This window comes from Actinopolyspora sp. BKK2 (assembly GCF_011291845.1).
GTDB lineage: Bacteria > Actinomycetota > Actinomycetes > Mycobacteriales > Pseudonocardiaceae > Actinopolyspora > Actinopolyspora saharensis.
On the sequence record NZ_JAANTE010000007.1, the window covers coordinates 203,220 to 220,725 of the forward strand.

General features: G+C 69.6%; 17 protein-coding genes and 1 tRNA gene. 9 read left to right on the forward strand and 9 right to left on the reverse strand.

The window, feature by feature from the left end; genetic code table 11:
- The first annotated feature begins 124 nt into the window (after window positions 1-124).
- The 6 genes from G9Q41_RS16000 to G9Q41_RS16025 all read left to right on the forward strand — a co-directional run bounded on the left by G9Q41_RS16000 (window position 125) and on the right by G9Q41_RS16025 (window position 4,967).
- Window positions 125-616 (forward strand): SigE family RNA polymerase sigma factor, encoded by a 492-nt coding sequence (locus G9Q41_RS16000; RefSeq protein WP_092523223.1) that lies wholly within the window; start codon window positions 125-127, stop codon window positions 614-616.
- On the forward strand, window positions 613-1,656 hold the full coding sequence (locus G9Q41_RS16005) for a hypothetical protein (protein ID WP_165633181.1): 1,044 nt from the start codon (window positions 613-615) through the stop codon (window positions 1,654-1,656). The genes G9Q41_RS16000 and G9Q41_RS16005 overlap by 4 nt, the downstream gene beginning before the upstream one ends.
- Before the next feature lie 353 nt (window positions 1,657-2,009).
- On the forward strand, window positions 2,010-2,654 hold the full coding sequence (locus tag G9Q41_RS16010; protein ID WP_207631196.1) for a hypothetical protein: 645 nt from the start codon (window positions 2,010-2,012) through the stop codon (window positions 2,652-2,654).
- A gap of 431 nt (window positions 2,655-3,085) precedes the next feature.
- On the forward strand, window positions 3,086-3,589 hold the full coding sequence (locus G9Q41_RS16015; protein WP_092523217.1) for a DUF3145 domain-containing protein: 504 nt from the start codon (window positions 3,086-3,088) through the stop codon (window positions 3,587-3,589).
- A 191-nt stretch (window positions 3,590-3,780) separates the two neighbouring features.
- Window positions 3,781-4,191 carry a glyoxalase/bleomycin resistance/extradiol dioxygenase family protein gene (locus tag G9Q41_RS16020; protein ID WP_165633178.1) on the forward strand — a complete coding sequence of 137 codons (411 nt, stop codon included), beginning with the start codon at window positions 3,781-3,783 and terminating at the stop codon, window positions 4,189-4,191.
- 239 nt (window positions 4,192-4,430) lie between these two features.
- Window positions 4,431-4,967 (forward strand): hypothetical protein, encoded by a 537-nt coding sequence (locus G9Q41_RS16025; RefSeq protein ID WP_347567569.1) that lies wholly within the window; start codon window positions 4,431-4,433, stop codon window positions 4,965-4,967.
- Between the two features lie 87 nt (window positions 4,968-5,054).
- On the opposite strand, the gene G9Q41_RS16030 is transcribed toward G9Q41_RS16025, so the two are convergent.
- From G9Q41_RS16030 to aceE, 8 genes are all read right to left on the reverse strand, one after another.
- Entirely contained in the window at window positions 5,055-6,491 is a 1,437-nt protein-coding gene (locus G9Q41_RS16030; RefSeq protein ID WP_165633176.1) for a carboxyl transferase domain-containing protein, read from the reverse strand.
- Between the two features lie 118 nt (window positions 6,492-6,609).
- Window positions 6,610-7,857, reverse strand: a complete 1,248-nt coding sequence (locus G9Q41_RS16035; protein ID WP_165633175.1) for a beta-ketoacyl-[acyl-carrier-protein] synthase family protein — start codon at window positions 7,855-7,857, stop codon at window positions 6,610-6,612.
- The gene (locus G9Q41_RS16040; protein WP_092523207.1) at window positions 7,854-8,093 is read right to left on the reverse strand and encodes an acyl carrier protein; all 240 of its coding nucleotides are present in this window, start codon (window positions 8,091-8,093) and stop codon (window positions 7,854-7,856) included. The genes G9Q41_RS16035 and G9Q41_RS16040 overlap by 4 nt, the downstream gene beginning before the upstream one ends.
- Before the next feature lie 71 nt (window positions 8,094-8,164).
- Entirely contained in the window at window positions 8,165-9,148 is a 984-nt protein-coding gene (locus tag G9Q41_RS16045; protein WP_092523205.1) for a beta-ketoacyl-ACP synthase III, read from the reverse strand.
- Complete coding sequence (locus G9Q41_RS16050; RefSeq protein ID WP_165633174.1) at window positions 9,145-10,092, reverse strand: ACP S-malonyltransferase; 948 nt, start codon at window positions 10,090-10,092, stop codon at window positions 9,145-9,147. Before G9Q41_RS16050 ends, G9Q41_RS16045 begins: the two co-directional genes overlap by 4 nt.
- 271 nt (window positions 10,093-10,363) lie before the next feature.
- Window positions 10,364-11,581, reverse strand: a complete 1,218-nt coding sequence (locus G9Q41_RS16055; RefSeq protein ID WP_175455169.1) for a PucR family transcriptional regulator — start codon at window positions 11,579-11,581, stop codon at window positions 10,364-10,366.
- Window positions 11,582-11,657: 76 nt separating this feature from the next.
- Window positions 11,658-11,930: a DUF3263 domain-containing protein gene (locus G9Q41_RS22750; RefSeq protein WP_092523201.1), complete on the reverse strand. Its 273-nt coding sequence runs from the start codon at window positions 11,928-11,930 to the stop codon at window positions 11,658-11,660.
- A 701-nt stretch (window positions 11,931-12,631) separates the two neighbouring features.
- Complete coding sequence (gene aceE, locus G9Q41_RS16065; RefSeq protein WP_242687554.1) at window positions 12,632-15,340, reverse strand: pyruvate dehydrogenase (acetyl-transferring), homodimeric type; 2,709 nt, start codon at window positions 15,338-15,340, stop codon at window positions 12,632-12,634.
- A gap of 527 nt (window positions 15,341-15,867) precedes the next feature.
- On the opposite strand from aceE, the gene G9Q41_RS22420 reads away from it, so the two are divergent.
- The 3 genes from G9Q41_RS22420 to G9Q41_RS16080 all read left to right on the forward strand — a co-directional run bounded on the left by G9Q41_RS22420 (window position 15,868) and on the right by G9Q41_RS16080 (window position 16,993).
- A complete protein-coding gene (locus tag G9Q41_RS22420; protein ID WP_092523197.1) occupies window positions 15,868-16,305 on the forward strand; it encodes a DUF3052 domain-containing protein in 438 nt (145 codons plus the stop codon).
- Between the two features lie 105 nt (window positions 16,306-16,410).
- Window positions 16,411-16,875, forward strand: a complete 465-nt coding sequence (locus G9Q41_RS16075; protein WP_092523195.1) for a peroxiredoxin — start codon at window positions 16,411-16,413, stop codon at window positions 16,873-16,875.
- A gap of 46 nt (window positions 16,876-16,921) precedes the next feature.
- A tRNA-Val gene (locus G9Q41_RS16080) sits at window positions 16,922-16,993 on the forward strand.
- Window positions 16,994-17,095: 102 nt separating this feature from the next.
- Here the strand turns inward: G9Q41_RS16080 and G9Q41_RS16085 are convergent.
- Window positions 17,096-17,437, reverse strand: coding sequence for a hypothetical protein (locus G9Q41_RS16085; protein ID WP_165633172.1), 342 nt, complete (start codon window positions 17,435-17,437; stop codon window positions 17,096-17,098).
- Window positions 17,438-17,506: the final 69 nt, after the last annotated feature.

A 17,506-nucleotide genomic window follows, 5' to 3' on the forward strand; every position in this document is an offset into this window, starting at 1 on the left:
GCGGGTCGGTCGGTCGTGCAGTGCCGCCGTCGGAGAAGCGCTGGAGGCGTCGGTGTCGTTTCGGAGTGTGCCGGTCGAGACGTAACCGCACCGGCCGGCGTGGTCGGACGACGAACTGACGGACATGGATGAGCTGACGGCCGAACTCGTAGAGCTTTACCACGAGCACTACCGCGAACTGCTGCGGATGGCTCTGCTGCTCGTCGACGACAGGTCCGCGGCCGAGGACGTGGTGCAGGACGCGTTCACGCGCGTGTTCGACTCGAGATCCCGTCTGCGTGACCGGGAGAAAGCGTTGGCCTATCTGAGGCAGACCGTGCTCAATCGGGCGCGGTCGCTGCTGCGCAGGAGACAGGTCTCCAAGCGTTATCAGCACCGGCTGGTGCAGCGCGAACCCGCTCCCGACGATAGCGTCCGCGGGGTGGATCGCACTGTTCTCGCCGAGGCGATCGCCCGGCTGCCCCGGCGCCAGCGCGAGGCAGTGGTGCTGCGCTACTACGCCGACTTCAGCGAGGCCTACACGGCGGAGATGATGAAGGTGACTCCGGGGGCGGTGAAGGCCTACTGCTCGCGCGGAGTCGCGCGGTTGTCGAGTTTGCTGAGGGAGCGCGTGTGAAGGAGCGGGACACGGCCCCCGAGGAGAGTTCGGACGAGTTTCTGCTGCGTGCGAGTCTGCACGCCCTCGTCGAGGACGTCGAACCGGAACGGGACTCGTTGGCCAGGTTGCTTTCCCGGCGGCGGCGTCGGTCGGTAGTCCGGTCGGCGGTCCTGGTCACCGGGGTCGCCGTGGCGACGACGGCAGTGCTGCTGTTCGTGCTGGTCGTTCCGAACGGCACGAGAACGGCCGACACCGATCCTGTGGGACTCGGCCCGGACAGCTATGCCACTCAGCTGCGCGATGGAGTGCTCGCCGCGGTCTCGGTCGAATCGGGCCGAGTGCTGCGGCGGCTCGGCGAGCTCGACGGTGCCGCCACCGAGATCGCGACCGACCGGGAGCGCGTCTACGCGGCCCCCGCGGAAGGGGGAGTCGTGGTCACCACCCCGGAGGGCACGGTTCGTCCGCTGGAACGACTCGACGGGGTGACCACTGTGGACGCTCTGGCCGCTTCCGCAGGTCGGGTCGCTGTGGCCAGCGGAAATCGCCTGCTCGTGCTCTCCGAGCAGGGGGTGCGCCGGATCGTGCTGCCCGCGGAGCGAACCGTGCGGGACGTGGCCGTCGATCCCTCGGGGCGACTCGCGCTGGCCGTGGCTCGGCGCGGGGCGGGAAGCACCACCGAGCTGCGGCTGGCCGGCCCCGAGGGCGATGCCACCCGTCCGGTCGACGTCGTCGGTCCCGACTGCGCTCCGCTGCGGGTGGCGTGGACCTCGACGGGGCTGGCCGTCCTGCACCGCGTCTCCTGCGCCGAGGACGGGGACGTTCGGGTCACCACGCTGGATCCGGACAGTGGAGCCACGATCGGGGGCGGGGTGCGCTTCGCCCCCGAAATCGCTCCGGAGGCGGTGGACGGGATGCGGATGACCAGTGATTCGGCCGACCGGTTGCTGGTGTCCACACCGGATCGGGAGAACCGGCTGGTGGAAGGCGGCGAGGTGCGTTCCCCGGCTGCCGCGTGCACGCCGGAGGAGGGGTGCCCACGACTCGCCGCCGCCATGTGACCACGGCTTCCGTCGGGGAGCGCGCGGGCTGGTCCGCCCGGGTGCTCGGCGTGGGTGGCGCCGGTTGACCGGGTGAGTACGAGCGGCTCCGCCGCTGCTTCCCGCGGCCGTCCCACCCGAGCCGTTGCTCGCCCCACTCGCACGAGCTCTTGGCCTCGTGCGCGTGTCCCGCCCCTCCGTGGGCTCGACCGGAAGGTGGTAGCTACTGAACGTGCTCGGAAAACGCCGCTGATCGGGCAATGGACCCGCGGGCGCTGCTCCGGTGAAGATCATCGTGGGACAGCGGTTCTCGATCGGGCGGAGGGGTGCTTCACGTGCGCGGGCATTGGTGGGAGGTTCTCAGGCTGTGTCGTGTGGCGGGGCGGCGTCCGTACTGGCAGCACGCGGCGGCCTTCGTCGTCTCGGTGTGGACCCTGTGGTGGATAGGCGGGCAGTTCCTGGTTCCGGAAACCGCTCCCTCCGCCCTGGACATCTGGACGAGTCTGCTCGAGCGCGCGGGACTGCCCGATGTTTCCTGGAGCGATCGGATCGTGCGGTCCTGGGGGCAGGCCGGGAGTGCGCTGGCCGTTTTCGGCGGGTTGTTCTGGGCGGCCACCACGGAGCGCGGGCAGACTCCGGCGTTGATCGGTTGGGTGGCGGTGATGCTGGCCTCCCAGCACCTCGGTTATCAGTCCGCCGTGGTCACGGCACTGCTGACCATGGTCGGTTTCGTGCTGGTGCTCTGGGCGGCGTCCCTGGTCAACGGCCGCTTCGTGGACAAGTACCCCAGGTTGTTGCCCGCAGACGTCTTCCGCGCGGGAGTCACCGCCGCGACGCTTTCGGCTGTGGTTCCGCTGTACGCTCCGGCGATCGTGGTGTTCAGGCTGTTCCGCCCCTACTTCACCCGTGCTCCCCGGGTGCTGTCCGCAGTGCACGGTGACGGGAGGCGGCCCGCCGCGGGCGGTTGGAGCCGGGTGGCGCGGGAGCCCGCTGAAGCCGGGGTGGACGAGCCCGCGTAGTGCGGGGGCGGCGGCAGCGGTCACCGCGCGGGGCCGACCGGTGGAGCGTGCGTGCGGTCTCGGCGGAGTTCCCCGTTCCGCGGGGATTGCGCGGCGGGAAGCCCGGGGCGACACGCACCGGTCATGTCACCTTTCGTGTGTTTTTGCCGGGCGGGCAGCACTGGACAATCTATCCTTTGTGGACTAGCCGGTGGTGTTCGCTGCCATGCCCGCGGGTGCTCCGAACTGCTGTTTTTCGTCGTCCTGGCGGTGCTTTCCGGAGGGGCGACGCGGGGGGCGGCCAAGAAAAGTCCTTTGAGGACGGTTTTTTCGCCCGTTCTGGCCGGGTGGAGGGCGTGCGGAAGCAGGATTGTTGTGATCGACTGGGCCGTGACGAACTTCGCTTCGAGGTCGTGATGAGACGTCCCTCGTGGCACAGGCGGAGGTCCACAGTGAGCACGTCCGAGCTTACGAGCGGTGTGGTCTACATCCACTCCGCACCCGGCGCGGTCTGTCCGCACGTCGAACGGGCGGTCGCGGACGTGCTGGGTACCCGTTGCGCGCTGCGCTGGACGGCCCAGCCCGCCGCCCCGGGGCAACTGCGGGCCGAGTACGTCTGGTCGAGCGCCCCGGGGACGGGAGCTCGACTGGCCGCGGCGCTGCTGGCGTGGCCGATACTGCGCTTCGAGATCACCGAGGACCCTAGTGCGGGGGTCGACGGGGAGCGCTTCAGCCACGTCCCGGACCTGGGGCTGTGGCGGGGCCGGACCGGAGCCAACGGCGACATCGTGGTGGGGGAGGACCAGCTGCGCACCCTGGTCGCGGAGTGTCGGGACGCCGAATCCTTCCGGCACCGGGCCACGGAACTGCTGGGCAGTTCGTGGGACGAGGCGCTGGAGCCCTTCCGGAGCTCGGGGGAGGGGCCACCGGTCGAACGGCTGCACAGCGTCGGCTGACGGGTCCGCGTGGGAGCACCCGGCGCGTTCGGTTTCCGGCGGCGAGCGGCGGGCCTTTCTGCCAGCATCCGTGCAGCGGCCTTTTCCGGTGTGCGGAAGCCGCGCGGGGCGAGCGTTGCCCGCTGACGGGTGTTTCGGCAGGCTCGCCCGCTCGATGGCGGGGCAGTGCAGCATGCGAACGGGTGATACCCATGAGTACGAAACTTTTTCTGAACCTGCCGGTGCAGGACCTGAACAGGTCGGTCGGTTTCTTCGAGCGGCTCGGCTTCTCGTTCGACCAGAACTTCACCGACGAGTCGGCCACCTGCATGATCGTCGGCGACGGTGTCTTCGTGATGCTGCTGACCGAGCCCTTCTTCGGGACCTTCACGCGGAAGAGCGTGGCCGACGCGAGCAGCACGACCGAGGTCATCACCTGTCTGGGCCTGGAAAGCAGGCAACGGGTGGACGAGCTCGTGGACGAGGCCTTCGCGGCAGGGGCCGGAGCGGCGAACGAGGTCATGGACGAGGGGTTCATGTACCTGCGCAGCTTCCAGGACCTCGACGGCCACATCTGGGAGGTAGCGTGGATGGACCCAGAGCAGGTGACCCCGGGTGGATGAGATGACGGCGCGGTGGCTTCCCACCGCGAGGAGGGCGCCACCCACGTGATCCGGGCGGGCACGGCCGGGTCCGCCCCGAGCGGTCCGCTCCGCGGCACGCGGAGGAAGGCACCGGTTCGGAACGGATCGATGTCCGTCCTGTCGGCCTCCGAGGACTCGTATGGCACGCTCGTCACGTGCCACCGAGAACCGGGTTCCGTCGTTGGGGTCGAGCGCTCTGGGTCGTTGCCCTCACCGTCGTGGTCTTGCTGTCCGCGGTGGGCGTCGGCTTGTGGGCTCGTCCGCTCTACAGGACTCCCGCGGGCTCCCACGAGCGGGTTCCGGAGATTCCGTCGTTTCCGAACTCCGCGCAGGACGCCCCCGGATCGCAACGGGTGTCGCTCGACGAGGGAGCGCGGAACCACCCGGACAGCGAGGTCGTGCAGCAGCTGCTGCAGCAGCACTTCGACGCCATCAACCGGCGCAATTACCAGCAGTGGCGCGGCACCGTCGTGCGAGCCAAGAGGCTCAACCAGCCCTACGAGCAGTGGATCGACGAGTACGGCACCACCCAGGACGGCACGGTCACCGTGCACCGGATCACCCGCGGTCCGAAGGGGACGCTGCGTCTGATCATGTCCCTGGTCAGCACCCAGAGCAAGGAGGACGCCCCGGAGGACATGCCGCTGACCTGCCTGCGCTGGCGCGTGGTCTACCAGGTCGTGTCCGAGGACGGGGAGCTGAGACTCGGCCAGGGGCTGCCGGACAGCTCGCTGAACAACCGCTGCACGAACTGAAGCGGTTCCAGGGAACCGCCCGCGGAGAGCGTCCCCGCGGCCGGTTCGGGGTCCGGCGGACCCCGAACGCGCGGTTTCCCGCCGCTGCTACAGCGGGATGTTGCCGTGGTCCCCGCGCTTGTCCGGCACGGAGGCCAGTGCCCCCGCGAGTCGCTCGCGGGTGCTCGACGGGTCGATGACCTCGTCGACGACCCCGATCGAACGGGCCCGGTCGACACCCCCGGCCACCCGCTGGTGCTCCTCGGCCAACCGGTCCTGCAGCGCCTCGCGCTCCTCCTCCGGAGCGGCGGCGATCTCCTTGCGGTGCAGGACTCCCACGGCGGCGCGGGCTCCCATGACGGCCACTTCGGCCTCCGGCCAGGCGAAGACCGCGCTGGCACCGAGCGAGCGGGCGTTCATGGCTATGTAGGCACCGCCGTAGGACTTGCGGGTGACGAGAGTGACGCGGGGGACCACTGCTTCCCCGAAGGCGTGGAGCAGCTTCGCGCCGCGGCGGACCACACCGCCCCACTCCTGGTCCACCCCGGGCAGGTAGCCCGGAACATCGACCAGCACCACGAGCGGGATGCCGAAGGCGTCGCACATCCGCACGAACCGGGCGGCCTTCTCGGCGGACAGCGAGTCCAGGCAACCGCCCTTGCGGATCGGGTTGTTGGCCAGCACTCCCACGGTCCTGCCGCCGAGCCTGCCCAGCCCGGTGACCATGTTCGGGGCCCACTTGGCCTGGAGCTCCTCGAAGACGCTCGCCCCGGACTCGTCGGTGTCCAGAATCCCCCGGATCACGGGTTTGACGTCGTAGGCGCGGCGCGCCGTCTCGGGGAGCAGCGCACGCAGGTCCTGCCGGTCAGCCGTGGTGGCGTGGTCGAACCCGCCCTGCTCGGCGACCAGCTCGGTCACCCGGCGGGCACGCTGGTAGGCGTCCGGCTCGTCGGAGGCGACCACGTGCACCACACCGGACTTGGAGCCGTGCGTCTCGGCACCGCCCAGCCCCTCCTGGTCGATCTCCTCACCGGTCACGCTGCGCACCACGTCGGGTCCGGTGACGAAGACCCTGCCGGCGGGGGCCATGATGACCACGTCGGTCAGCGCGGGCCCGTAGGCGGCTCCACCCGCGGCAGGGCCGATCACCACGGAGATCTGGGGGATTCGACCGGAGGCCCGGATCATCGCCGCGAACATCCGCCCCATCCCGTCCAGCGACTCCACGCCCTCGGGGATCCGGGCACCGCCCGAGTGCCACAACCCGAGCACCGGGCAGCCCTCCTCCAGCGCGGTGTCGATGGCTCCCACGATGCGCGAGCACCCCGCGGACCCCATGGCACCGCCCTTGACCGTTCCGTCGGTGCAGTAGGCGATGACCGGGGAGCCGTTGATGCGGCCGCGCACGGCCAGCACGCCGCTGCTGTCCCGCTCGTACAGCGGGACCGATGAGTCGGCGTCCAGCAACTGGGAAAGTCGCAGCTCGGGATCGCGGGGATCCCAGTCGATTCCCGAGGTCTCTTGGTGGGAGGCAAGCGCTGTCACGGGTGCTCCGATGTTGACTGACGATGGGTGATGTCGGTTGCTCGTCGGGCGGGGAGTGCGGGTTCCGCCCGTTGTGGTGACGGAACCCGCACACCGGCGTTTCCGAACCCGGTCGTGTTCACGTCCGGGTGAAGGCCAGTGCGACGTTGTGGCCGCCGAAGCCGAAGGAGTCGTTGACCGCGGCGTTCAGCGCCTTCTGCCGCGGTTCGCCCGCGACGACTTCGAGCTCGACCTTCGGGTCGGGGTTCTCCAGGTTCCGCGTGGCAGGAATCACCCCGTTGTACAGCGAAAGCACCGTCACGATGCTTTCCACCGCGCCGGCTCCGCCGACGATGTGTCCCAGTGCTCCCTTGGGAGCCGTGAGCAGCACGTGATCCCCGAGCGCCTTGCGGATGGCCGTGGCCTCTCCCACGTCCCCCACCACCGTGGCGGTGGCGTGCGCGTTGACGTGCTCGATGTCCGTGGTGGACAGTCCGCCCGTTCCGATGGCCGTGTTGATCGCGTTGATCTGCCCGAGACCCTCCGGGTGGGAACCGGTTATGTGATAGGCGTCGGCGGTGATGCCCGCCCCGGCGAGCCGGGCGTAGACCCTGGCTCCCCTGGCCGCGGCGTGCTCGGCGCTTTCCAGCACCAGCACGCCCGAGCCCTCGCCCATCACGAAGCCGTCCCGATCGGTGTCGAACGGACGCGAGGCCCCCTCGGGGTCGTCGTTGCGGGTGCTCAACGTGCGCGACTGCGAGAACCCGGCCACGGTGATCGGCCGGATGCAGGCCTCGGCGCCACCGGCGACCACGACGTCGGCACGCCCCGCCCGAATCATGTCGAGCGCGTTGGCCAGCCCCTCGGCGCCCGAGGCGCAGGCCGAGGCGGGCGTGTGCACCCCCGCCCTGGCCTTGAGCTCGAGGCTCACGTGCGCGGCCGGGCCGTTGGGCATCAGCATCGGCACCGTCAGGGGGGAAACCTTGCGCAGGCCCTGCGACTTCAGGACCTCGTGCTGGTCGAGCAGCGTGCTGGGCCCGCCCACTCCGGTGCCGATGGAGACCCCGAGCCGGTCGGGATCGACCGGCTGGTTCTCCTCGTCGGGCAGTTCGAACCCGGCGTCCGCCCACGCCTGCCGCGCGGCGATGAGCGCGACCTGCTCACAGCGGTCCATGCGCCGCAGGCGCACCCGGGGGAGCACCTCGGAGGGCTCCACGGCGAGCGGCGCCGCGATCCTGGCGGGCAGCTCGTAGGTGTCGACCCAGTCCTCGGCGATCGTGCGGCCGCCGCTGGCACCGTTCAGCAAACCGTCCCAGGTGGACGCGACGTCCCCGCCGAGCGGAGTCGTCGCGCCCATCCCGGTGATCACAACGTCCTTGGTCGTCATGCGTTCTTGACGATGTAGTCCACCGCATCGCCCACGGTCTTGAGGTTGGCCAGTTCGTCATCGGGGATCTTGACCCCGAACTTGTCCTCGGCTTGGACGGCGATCTCCACCATGGAAAGCGAGTCGATGTCCAGGTCGTCGACGAACGACTTCTCGACGGAGACTTCCTCGGCGTCGACACCGGCGACCTCCTCAACGATGGTCGCCAGGCCCTGGGTGATTTCCTCGTTCGCCACGTTCGGTCCTTCCTGTTTCGAACAAATAGCTCGGGCTCCGAGCCGGGCACTAACCCGTGGAGCCGCGGTGTTCACGGACAGATGATCACTTGGCCCGCGTAGGACAACCCTGCCCCGAAGCCGACCAGCAGCAGCACGTCCCCGCTGTTTATCTCCCCGGCCGACCGCATGTGGTCGATCGCCAGCGGGATGGACGCGGCCGACGTGTTGCCGGAATGCACGATGTCACGGGCGACCACGAGGTCGTCACGGGCTCCCTGGTTCTGCAGCTTCTTGGCGATGGCCTCGACGATGCGCAGGTTGGCCTGGTGGGCCACCAGCGCGTCCACGTCGGACAGCTGCAGACCGGCCCGTTCCACCGCGCGGCTGGCCACGGGGGCCACTTCCGAGGTCGCCCAGCGGAAGACGGTCTGCCCCTCCTGGTAGATGTAGCGGTTCTCGCGCAGGTAGATGGTGTCGACCATGTCGCCCGCGCTGCCGAGCGTGGCCGGTCCGATGGACGGCTGCTCGGCGGGGGAGACCACGGCCGCACCCGCGCCGTCGGCGAAGATGATGCAGTTCGCCCTGTCCTGCCAGTCGAGCCACTCCTGGAAGCGCTCGGCCCCGATCACCAGGACGTTGCGCGCCGAACCGGCACGTATGAAGTCCGAGGCGGTGTTGAGGCCGTAGCAGAACCCCGCGCAGGCCGCGTTGAGATCGAACGCCCCCGGGGCCTTGATGCCGATCTGGTCGGCGACCTGGGCGGCGGCGTTCGGGATCGGTCCCGGCATCGTGCAGGTGGCGATGATCACCTGGTCCACATCGGCGGGGGACAGCCCCGCGTCGGCGATCGCCTTGGAGCCTGCCTCGACGGCCATGCTCACCACGGTCTGGTGGTCCTCGCCGAGCCTGCGGCTGACGATGCCGACGCGCTGCTGGATCCACTCGTCGTTGGTGTCCACGATGCGCGCCAGGTCGTCGTTGGTGACGACCCGGTTGCCCTGCGCGCTACCGAACCCCACGACCCGCGTGGCGTTGGGGCCTTCGGTGAGGCTCAGTGTCGACGTCTTGCTCACGAGTCGTTCTCCGAATCGGTCTGGCCGTGGGAGGCCAGCGCGTTCGTGGCCTTGTCCAGGTCGGCGGGTGTCTTCACGGCGACCGCCTGGGTGCCCTTGAGCTCCCGGCGGACCATGCCCGACAGGGTTCCGGCGGGGGGAAGCTCGATCACGGAGGTCACACCGCGCTCGTCGAGCGTGGCCATGCAGGAGTCCCAGCGAACGGGCCGGGTGACCTGGTCGACCAGCCTGCGCAGTATCTCCGAGCCGTCGGTCAGCGCGGCGCCGTCCGCGTTGGACAGCATCGGGCGCCGCGCGTTCTCCGGGGAGAGCTTGTTCGCGTGGGTCGAGAGAGCCTCCCGCGCGGGGGACATGAACGCCGTGTGGAAGGCACCCGCGACCGCCAGGGGACGCACCCTGCTGCCCTCGGGCGGCTCGGCGGCGAGCTTCTCGAGGGCCTCCGAGCGGCCCGCGGCCACGATCTGTCCGGCTCCGTTGCGGTTGGCCGGTTGCAGATCGAGCTCGGACAGCCGGGAGAGCACCTCCTCCGGAGAACCTCCGAGCACCGCCGACATGCCGGTCGGTTCGAGGGCGCACGCCGCGGCCATCTCCCTGCCGCGCACCGCGGCGAGGGACATCGCCTCGGAGAAGTCGAGCACTCCGGCGAGCGCGGCCGCGGCCAGCTCGCCGATGGAGTGACCCGCCACGGGGAGGTCCTGCGGAAGGCCACCCAGCTGTTTCTCCAGCTGCTCGGCGGCGAGCAGCGCGTTGGCCACCACCAGGGGCTGGGTTACCGAGGTGTCCTTGATCTCTTCGGCGTCCGCGGTGGTACCGAGCCGGATCAGGTCGAGACCGGTGATCTCGGACCACTCGGTCAGACGTTGCTCTGTTCCGTCCAGTTCCAACCACGGTTGGAGCATGCCGGGCGTCTGGGCGCCCTGGCCGGGAGCTAGCAGCGCGATCACACTCAACACTGAACACGTTCGGACCGGGTGCACGTGATGCCGCCGCCAACGAAGTCAGCCCGAAAAATTTGTGGAGACCCTACAAATCAGGCCTGTGACATCATCGTTATCCAGGCGTGTGCGGTCGTTGACCACGATGAACGGGTGTGGTTGGGGACAACAAACCCTGTCCGAATCTTCGCTGCGTGAGCGAGCCTACACACTTGATGACGAGCTTCCAAGGCTCCGCGAGGGACGCGGGTCACGCGAGGGGATCGTGGCGCGGCTCAGCTCACCAGAGTCCGCGCGACTTGGCGAGCCTGCCCACCCCCAGCGCCACCCGCAGGGTGTGCGCTCCGCGGGGGTTCGAGGGGGTGCGTCCCGTGACCTCCGAGATCCGCCGCAGCCGGTAGCGGACCGTGTTCGGGTGCACGTACAGCTTGCGCGCACAGCTCTCCAGCACGCCCCCGACCTCGAGGTAGGTGTCCAGGGTCTCCATGAGGGCCCCTCCCGAATCGGTCAGCGGGAGCACGATCCCCTCGACCATCAGCCGCTCGGCTTCCGGATCCCCGGCCAGCGCGCGCTCCGGCAGCAGGTCCGCCGACGCCACCGGGCGCGGGGCGTCGGGCCAGGCCACCACCGCGCGCAGCCCCGACATGGCGTCCCCGGCCGAGCGGTGCGCCTCGGCCAGGCTGGCGACTGTGGGACCGACGACGACGGGCCCCTCGCCGAAGGCCTCCGCGAGCGTGGCCGCCGGGTCCCGCACCGCGCGCCCGTCCGAGGCCTCGCCGAACACCACGACCAGCCTGCTCCCCTGCACGCCGAGCAGCACCGACCTCCCGGCGCGGGCGGCCCTGCTGCGCACCTGGTAGACGATGCTCGGGGGGTCGTCGGAGGGGGCGCTGCCCACGAGCACGGTGGCCTCCGAGGAGGGCTCCCAGCCGAGCGCGGCCGCACGGGAGAGCAGGGACTCCTCCGCGTCGCCGCGGACGATCCCGTCGACGACGAGGGCTTCCAGTCGCGCGTCCCAGGCGCCCCTGGCCTCGGCCGCGGCAGCGTAGGAGGTGGCGGCGGCGAAGGCTATCTCGCGCGTGTAGCGCAGGATCGACTCCGTCAGCAGCACCCGCTCGGCGTCGTCCTTGGCCAGGTCGGGGAGTCGCTGCTCGAACACGTCGATGGCCGTGCGGACCATCTCGAGCGTCTGGCGCAGGCTCACCCAGCGCGAGAGGTCCCGCGGGGCGGCGCGGAAGGCCTCGGCGGTGAGCCGGATGGCCTCGGTGGGGTCCTGCAGCCAGGAGACGAAGTTGGAGACCCCGGTCTGGGTGACCAGCAGCACGTTGGAGCGCTGATCGGCGGGAAGTCTGGAGAACCACGGGAGCCGCTGCTCCATGGCGGTGATGCTCGCGGTGGCCAGGCCACCGGAGGCGCGTTCCAACCGTCGTAGGGTGCTGGCCGACAGCTCGGTCCCGGCCGAACCCGAAGCGCCGTTCTCCTCGTCCCCGCCCTGCATGGTCACCAGGCTCGCACGCTCCGGCGAGGCCGGTTGCGGTGGTACGAAGGGAGCGCTGCTCGCGCTCGGGGACGGTTCAGCCCCGCGGGTCGTCGTGCTCGTCCTCCGCGGTGGACCGCGTGGGCTCGTCCGGCCCCCGCGCCGTCCCGCGGTCCCGCACCCGCAGCAGCCTGTTGACGAGGGCGGGTGCCTGCTCGAGCGCCTCCGGGTCGTCCAGCAGCCGGTTCAACCGCTGGTAGTACCTGGTGGCGGATAAGCCGAACCGCTCCTGGACGAGCCGCTCCTTGGTACCGGAGTGCCGCCACCACTCGCTCTCGAAGTCGAGGATGGCCCGGTCGGTGTCGTTCACCTGATCTCCCTGGAAGGCGGGACGAGGTCGGTCGGTGCCCGCGGCCGCACGTCGCCCGGTCGTCCGGGGGTGGGGCGACCACGCCGACGGGCGCCGTGCGCGACGTCGGGGCGGTCCGGGGACGAGCCCGCTCGGGGGACGCTGATCGGGCTGCGCGCGAACTCGTCGCCGCTGTCGTGAGGGGAACTCTCCGTCGCGCGGCAGGGGCCGTCCGCTCGCTCCGGCCCGCGTGCTCGCCGAGGACAGTTCGGCGTCTCGTGCTCGCCCGGTCGTCTCGGCGACCGTCCCGGATGTCCGAAAAATCGCTCACCGCGGCGCGGCACCGGGCTCCGGTCCGGAAGTGGACGCGCGGAACCCGAACACTGGTTACCACACCGCGCCCGCGGGACCACCTTCTTCTCGCACGAACGTGTTCGGTCACACATTCGGCGCTGGGAGCTCTCCGGTGACCGCGCGACGTGCCCGGTCCCCGCACCGCGGTGCTCCCCGGCGCGGGGAGCCCGGGAGCCCGGAGGTCGCGATCGCCGCGGTCCCGGAGGTGTGCTCCCCGGTTCGGACGGCGAGCTCCCGGGACATTCGAGCTCCCGGGACATTCGAGCTCCCGGGACATTCGAGCTCCCGGGGCCTTCGGGCGCCCAGGGCCTTCCCGCCCCGCCCGCGCGGGCGGGGCGTTGTCCACCGGGCGGACCGGGAGATCGTCGTCAGGCGTCCCCGGACTCGGAGAGCTGGGGTCCGGCGGCCTGCGGATCGGTTATGCGGTACCGCTCGGCCGCTTCGGTGACCCGGGAGCGCTCGACCTCGCCCCGTCGGGCCAGCGCCGCCAGCGTGGCCACCACCGTCGACTCCGCGTCGACCCGGAAGACCCGCCGTGCGGCGGGCCTGGTGTCGGAGAACCCGAAGCCGTCCGCACCCAGGGTGGTCATGTCCGTGGGCACCCACGGCCTGATGAGGTCCGGCACCGCGCGCATCCAGTCGCTAACCGCGACCACCGGCCCGGGCTCGTCGCGCAGCACGCGGGTGACGTGCGGTTGCCCGCTTCCCTCCTCCGGGGCGAACAGGTCGTCCTGGTCGACGCGCTCGGCCTCGCGGCGCAGTTCGGTCCAGGAGGTGGCCGACCAGACGTCGGCGGCCACCCCCCACTCGTCGCGCAGCAGCTCCTGGGCGCGCAGCCCCTCGGGCATGGCCACCCCCGAGACCAGGATCTGCGCCCGGAGCCCGGAGTCCTGCTCCGCCCGCCGGTAGCGGTACAGCCCGCGCAGCAGTCCCTCCACGTCGAGACCGTCCGGTTCCGGGGGCTGCTGGTACGGCTCGTTGTAGACGGTGAGGTAGTAGAAGACGTTCTCGGCTGCCTCGCCGTACATCCTGCGCAGGCCGTCCCGGACGATGTGGGCCAGCTCGAACGCCCAGGCGGGGTCGTAGGACACCACGGCCGGATTGGTCGCCGCGACCAGCAGCGAGTGCCCGTCCGCGTGCTGCAGGCCCTCGCCCACGAGCGTGGTGCGGCCCGCAGTGGCCCCGAGCAGGAAACCCCGCGTCATCTGGTCGCCCGCGGCCCAGAGCCCGTCCCCGGTGCGCTGGAAGCCGAACATCGAGTAGAAGACGTAGACCGGGATCATGGGCTCGCCGTGCGTGGCGTAGCTCGTCCCGGCCGCGGTGAACGAGGCCACCGATCCCGCCTCGTTGATGCCCTCGTGCAGGATCTGTCCCTGGTCGCTCTCCCGGTAGGCGAGCATCAGCTGGTAGTCCACCGGCGTGTAGTTCTGGCCCGCGGGGTTGTAGATCTTCTGGGAGGGGAACATCGAGTCCATCCCGAAGGTGCGGGCCTCGTCCGGGATGATCGGAACCAGCCGCGGGCCCACCTCGGAGTCCTTGGCGAGCTCCTTCAGCAGGCGGACGAACGCCATGGTCGTGGCGACCTCCTGCTTGCCGGAGCCCTGCCGCACGACGTCGTAGACCTTGTCGCCGGGAAGAACCAGGGGCTTGGCCGGGGTGCGGCGCTCCGGGAGGTAGCCGCCGAGCTTCTCGCGCCGCTGCCGCAGGTACTGGATCTCGGGAGCCTCCGCTCCCGGGTGGTAGTAGGGCGGCAGGTAGGGGTTCTCGTCCAGCTGGGCGTCCGATATCGGGATGCGCAGGCTGTCGCGGAACAGCTTGAGGTCGTCCAGCGCGAGCTTCTTCATCTGGTGGGTGGCGTTGCGGCCCTCGAAGTGCGCCCCGAGCCCGTAGCCCTTGATGGTCTTGGCCAGGATGACCGTCGGCTGCCCGTGGTGCTCCAGCGCGGCCCTGTACGCGGCGTAGAGCTTGCGGTAGTCGTGTCCGCCCCTGCGCAGCCCCCAGATCTGGTCGTCGGTGTAGTCCTTGACCATGTCCTTGGTGCGCGGGTCCCTCCCGAAGAAGTGCTCGCGCACGAACGCGCCGTCGTTGGCCTTGTAGGTCTGGTAGTCCCCGTCCGGGGTGCTGTTCATCAGGTTGATCAGCGCGCCGTCCCGGTCCGCGTGCAGCAGCGGGTCCCACTCGCGTCCCCAGATGACCTTTATCACGTTCCAGCCCGCCCCGCGGAAGAACGCCTCCAGCTCCTGGACGATCTTCCCGTTGCCCCGGACTGGGCCGTCCAGTTGCTGCAGGTTGCAGTTGATCACGAACGTGAGGTTGTCCAGGCCCTCGTTCGCGGCGACCTGGAGCATGCCGCGGGACTCCGGCTCGTTCATCTCCCCGTCGCCGAGGAACGCCCAGACGTGCTGCCTGCTGGTGTCCTTGATCCCCCGGTCCCGCAGGTACCGGTTGAACCGGGCCTGGGCGATCGCGTTCATCGGGGAGAGCCCCATCGACACGGTGGGGAACTCCCAGAACTCCGGCATCAACCTGGGGTGCGGGTAGGAGGGCAGACCACCGCCCGGTCCCGCGTGCGAGTACTCCTGGCGGAATCCGTCGAGCTGCTCCTCCGAGAGGCGGCCTTCGAGGAAGGCGCGAGCGTATATGCCGGGGGAGGCGTGTCCCTGGATGTAGAGGTGATCCCCGCCGCCCGGGTCGTCCTTGCCCCGGAAGAACCAGTTGAAACCGACCTCGTAGAGGCTGGCCGAGGAGGCGAAGGAGGATATGTGCCCGCCCACGCCGATTCCGGGGCGTTGCGCGCGGTGCACCATCACGGCCGCGTTCCAGCGCATCCAGGCCCGGTAGCGCCGTTCGGTCTCCTCGTCGCCGGGGAACCACGGTTCGAGTTCGGTCGGAATGGTGTTGACGTAGTCGGTGCTGGTCAGCGAGGGAACTCCGACTCCTTGCTCACCGGCTCGCTGGAGCAGCCGCAGCATCAGGTACCGGGCGCGCTGCTTGCCCGCGGCGGACAACGCCGAGTCGAAGGACTCGAGCCACTCGTCGGTTTCCTCCGGGTCGATGTCCGGGAGCTGCGTGGCCATGCCGTTGCGGATGACCCGCACTCGTTGGGGGGAGTTCGCGCCGCCGTTGTCACTGCCGTGCGGGGACAAAGGAATCTCCTCGAGGACGTCGTGTGCGTGCTGTGGAGCGAGGGCTGCGCCTCGTGGTCCAACGTCTCCCATACTGCGCGTCAGGCGCGAACCGTCACAGTTACCACGCGGTATGTCCCGAACCGGGTTGTGTGTGGCCCGGACTGCCGTCAGTCTCGTGGCGTGAGCCGTGACCAGCAACGTGGTGTTCCCCCGGGGGTGCGGGGAAGCTCGCCCAGCCCCCGTGGAGTGAACCTCGGTCCCCCGATGGTGGGGAGTTCGGCTCTCGCGTCCGCCCGTGGAAGGGGGTGGGTGTCGAGTTGTCGCGGCTCACTGGGAATGTTGTCGTGCGATGTCATGCGATCCGCAGTTGCGCTCACGGGCGCTTACGGTGTTCGCTGTCGACGAGATCGTGCAAACTTGTCTCGTGCGTGGGGCGTCCGTTCCACGCACATGGGAATTGGAGGAGTGAGAAAGCCGTGGTCGCCGCGGAAGACGCCGGCAGGAACGAAACCGACGTCGCCGAAAAGCTCGATATCGAGCCAGACATGGTGGTACAGGAAATCGGCTGGGACGAGGATGTCGATGACACCGTCCGAGAAGCGATCGAGCAGCGTTGCGGAGGCGAGCTGCTCGATGAGGATGCCGACGAAGTGGTCGATGTCGTCTTGCTGTGGTGGCGTGACGAGGACGGCGACCTGACGGACACACTTCTCGACATCATGACGCCGCTGGCCGAGGAGGGTGTCATCTGGGTGCTCACTCCCAAGACGGGACGTGAGGGACACGTGGAACCCAGTGACATCGCCGAGGCCGCTTCCACGTCCAATCTTGCCCAGACTTCCAACCTCAGCGTCGGTGAGGAGTGGACCGGAACCAGGCTGGCTTACCGCAAACCGGCTAAGACCAAGAAGTGACGGGGTCGGACGCGCCGCTGGTCGTCCGACTGCCGGTGCGTCCTTCCCGGCGATCGGTGTAGGTTCGACGGCGGAAACACCGCCATCGAACGGAAGGATGGGCGCATGACGCTAGAGGTCGGTGCCACAGCTCCGGACTTCACGCTGCCGGATTACAACAAGGAGAAGGTGTCGCTGTCCGACTTCCGGGGCGACAAGAACGTTCTCCTGGTCTTCTACCCGTTCGCCTTCAGTGGTGTGTGCCAGGGTGAGCTCTGCCAGGTCCGCGACGAGCTCAGTGACTTCCAGAACGACCAGGTGCAGGTCGTCGGGGTTTCCGTGGACTCGTCGTTCGCGCTCAAGGCGTGGGCGGAGCAGGAGGGCTACACCTTCCCGCTGCTTTCCGACTTCTGGCCGCACGGCGAGGTGGCCAAGGCCTACGGCGTGTTCAACGAGCAGGCCGGCATGGCCAACCGGGGGACCTTCCTCATCGACACCGAGGGCAAGGTCAGGTTCGCCGAGATGAACCAGCCCGGTGAGCCCCGTGACCAGGAAGCCTGGAAGAAGGCGCTCGCGGAGCTGTCCGCGTGAAGCCGCGCGGTGGTCGACCTGTACGATGTTGGTCGGCCACCGCCGAGGGCGCATAGCTCAGCGGAAGAGCACCTGCCTTACAAGCAGGGGGTCGCTGGTTCGAGCCCAGCTGCGCCCACCCTTTCTGAACTGGGGAAATGACCGCCGGACCAGGGCCCGCTTCGATTGCACAGCGCGCAGCGAGACGATAATTTCGCCCGCATGCGAGAGTAATCGGTGGTTACGCGACCTCGACTGGCTCGGATACAGCGGCGTTCACCGCCCGTGCGAAATCGAGGATCGCCAAGTCCGTGAACAACCACCCCTTCGGGGGCAGCGGCGTCGTCGGTGCGGCCTCCGCTGCCCGTATCAGCCCTACGGCGTCGGCCGCGCTCGACGGGTCAAGTGCGTTGCCGGCCTCGACCACGTCTCGCCACGGCTGGACGGTCTCCTCGGTGAGCTCGATACCCCGCACTCGGCGGAGCAGCGCCTGCAGCGACTCCGCGGCGCCTTCGGGCATCCGGTCGAGCTGGTCGAGCGTCTCGCAGGCTTTCCAGATTTCCTGTTTCTGCTGCGTCGCCATAGTTCCTCACTCTAGTGCTTTCCCGCTCCCTGGGCACGGACCCTGCTCGCCCGGTCGGGAGTGCACCGG